This is a genomic window from Endozoicomonas sp. SESOKO4 (assembly GCF_024606275.1).
Genome location: NZ_JAHHPS010000260.1, coordinates 1 through 2,757 on the forward strand (window position 1 = coordinate 1; position 2,757 = coordinate 2,757).

Annotated in this window: 1 protein-coding gene; it reads left to right on the top strand. The window is 46.5% G+C overall.

Annotated elements, in window-relative coordinates; genetic code table 11:
• Positions 1-318 precede the first annotated feature (318 nt).
• On the top strand, positions 319-2,757 hold a 2,439-nt coding region (locus KDK16_RS04775), incomplete at its 3' end, for a hypothetical protein (RefSeq protein WP_257274921.1).

The following is a 2,757-nucleotide window of genomic DNA, read 5'->3' on the forward strand; positions in this document are numbered from 1 at the left end:
TACGAGCATGGCTGGGAGAAATACTTCAGGGACAATGTACCTAAATGGTCATTCTCCCACGCAGAAAGTATTCCTTATTCTTACGCTCTGGGTAGATTCTTCGAGTCAAGGATTGCAGCGCCAGAGGAAACCCCTCCCTGAAAAAACAACTCAATTTTACTGGCGTTGAACTTTTGCCACTGTGAACTAAATTCTCTCAACAGCTTATCGCAACAGCCATGAGCGATTGACAGCCATGAGCGAATAAAAGTCGCTTCCTCGTCTACTGTAGCAATCGCTTTTCACGGCAATAAAAGCACTCAATTCCGAGGAAGTAGAATGACACATTCTCGCCCCAACGCATTAAGCCTTGCAGTGGCCATTGCAGTCTGTTCTTCCATCATTGGTACACAGGCTCTGGCCAATCGCAGACTTCAGACAAAATTTGTCGGTATTCAGGACAATGCGCAAGCGGAGCTGATCCGGAGTGAGGTCATAGTCAAGCCAACTTTAGACGATGACCAGCAGCCAATACCTAAATCCTTTACCACTACCTACCCTGATCGGACTCGATTCAGTGCATATTTCATTCCTTCTTTCACAGACATTCTTTCCGGCATCGACGCCGACGTTTCCATTGTTGATCTGTTTGAAACGGACGAGAATGACGTTGCTCAGAAATACACCAAAATCCTGAAGGTGGGTGATGAGGACGTCTTCAGGTTCACCCATAACCTTGAAGAAGAAAAACTGATCATTGAAGTCAGGGCCGGAATGACCGATCAGGATTCGGTTGAGGCTGTGCTTGATCAAATGGATAGCACCGAACCACTGGAACCGTTGACAAAAATCGCCAGACCCGCACAACTGAACGAGGTGCTCGAAGGTGCTAATGAAAGAGCAGGAAAACTCGGGACCCGTGATCACTATGTTGCCCTTGCCACCATTGAAATAGAACAAGCTGAAGTGGATGGGCGTACCTTCATGCGTCTCATCTCCGGGGGGGATCAGCCTCCTGAACTGAAACGTCTGGGTCAATCACTTTTCGTCAATGATGAGGCTCTCCTGGCAGCAGCCACCTCTGCCTATTTTCAGGTTCATGTCCTGAGAAAGGATTTACAACAGCAGGCGCTTAATGAACTGTTAAAACACAGCAAACCCATTGGATATGTTGTACACGTCGAAGATGACACGCGGGCTTACTCCGTGCCTGTGGGCTATCCAAAGCTGGAAGTAACCGAAGCTCCGGGGGAGGTTATTGTTTTCCATGGTCATATGCAGTATCCGAACGATATCGCCTTTATAGAAAACCTCCATAAATTCCTGGAAAAAGCTGAGAGTAATTACCCCGTTGATGCACTAAAAACACAGGTTAATAGCTACGATACCATGATCTATCAGTACGTTATTCGCAGCAGGCAGATGGCACTGCTGGAGGAATCAGCGGCACATTACGAACAGTACAAAACTGAATTTAAAACCTATCCACTGGCGAGGCTTGCATACTATGAATATCTCCGGCAGGCATTGACCAGTGCTACTCCGGATAATGCCTATCAATTTGAATTCACATTTGCACACATCAAAGCTGCCTGGTCTGTCATCACACCAGCCTGGTTACAGTTTCAACTCGAAAAACACTTCGGCTTCAAACCCGTAATTAGAAATCTTCTGACTAATCAACGCTTTATTCGGACGTTAAGTTCTGTTGTCAACATTATCAGCGAAACGCAGGTCGGTCCTCCCGGGGTCGACGAAGAGTTTTCTGCCAAAGTGATTAGCGACATGACCAGGCAGCTGCCTGAAATGTATAAAAGCCTGGAGGAGCTACAGACAAAAGAAGCCATAATCCTCCAGATTAGAAATAAGTTGCAGCACACAACGGGTGCAGAGGTTACCAGTGAAGAGGAAAAACTCAAAGCACAACAAATAAGCCAACGAATCGGGGATGAGCTTTTAAAGCTTCGTGCCGAAATGGAAGCGCTGGAAAACCGGGAACAGGCACTTCAGCAGGAAAGCAAACGAATTCCAGCCCTGGCACAACAACTTCGTGATGCCAGAAAGGTTTACAATTCTGAAAGAGCAACAATGCTTAGCATAGATGACTGGGATGATACCCTGCCACCAGAAGAACAAGCCACACGCACCCGGGAGAGACTTAATGAAATCTTAACAGCCGTTGCCGCACCGGGACTGCCTGAGGAAGACACTGTAAAAACAAATCTGGCCGTTATTGAAGGTCAAATCGGTATTATTCCAGATAATGAAAATGATCTGGGTGCCCGCTTTCGGTCCGTTCAAACGCATCTTCAGCAACAAAGCACCAGAACAGACGCTGCAATCAAAGCCCGCTATGCAACCATTGCCGCTCATTTAAACCCTCAGGGTGTTGATAGCAATGCAGATATTGATGCTCAAGAAGAACAACTGATTCAAAAAATTAAGACAATGAGTGCTCAAGAGCAACTTATGCGTCAGCAACTGTATAAAATGGACGATCAGCGCGAAATAGAGAATTCTTACACCAGGACCAGAAAAAGGGCTGTGGCAGCGGTTCTTGGTATTGATCTACGTGAAAACACCCTACTGGAAGACCGTGCCACCCTGGAATCAACAGTCTATTACAAGCTCTACAAACTTAAAGAGCTGGAAGAAGAGCTGGAAGACATCAGAACACCAGACCACCCCAAAGCCAGACCTGAAGTACTTGAGAAACTGGCTGCTGTGGAAAAAGTCCTGAAGATTGATGACTTAAATGGAGAGGACGATGTGTATTAC